Raw genomic sequence first — 463 nt, forward strand, 5'->3', positions numbered from 1 at the left:
GCGCCCAGCGACCGACTCGATATCTCCAAGCAACCGTCGGTATTCATTCGCGAGATAGCTCTTTGAATGCTTTGAGTTCGGGTTCTGCGGCAAGTACAAAATCTGGCATTTGTAGTCGAAATTTCGCCCCCAAATCGGTGCGAGGTTGCGTGCCGCATCGCAGATCGGGTGGGTAACAAACAGATCGAGCTCGATGTCCTTTGTAAGGGCAATATCGAGGGAAGTCTTGATGATAGAGCAGAGATATGAACCAAAATGAGACTCGGATTCATTACCGTCTGTCTGCGCACCGCGGATACGTACGGGTAATAATCCAGCAGCGTGCGCGATCTCTTCCGGGAAATACACTTGAAAGTGACCGATGACACGGCCGCCGTCTGCACGCCAAGCTTTGACCGTGGGATATGCGGGATCCTCGAGCAACTCACGGCAGAGGTCGAAGATTTCTTTGAGAGGCTTACCC

Annotated in this window: 1 protein-coding gene; it reads right to left on the reverse strand. The window is 52.5% G+C overall.

The genetic code is table 11. The annotated features are described in order from the left end of the window. Window positions 1-463: 2-hydroxyacyl-CoA dehydratase family protein (locus tag ETC00_RS19745; RefSeq protein WP_171567742.1), on the reverse strand; the 463-nt coding region annotated here is incomplete at both ends.

The sequence above is a fragment of the Brevibacillus sp. MCWH genome, assembly GCF_013096935.1.
Classification (GTDB): domain Bacteria; phylum Bacillota; class Bacilli; order Brevibacillales; family Brevibacillaceae; genus Brevibacillus; species Brevibacillus aydinogluensis.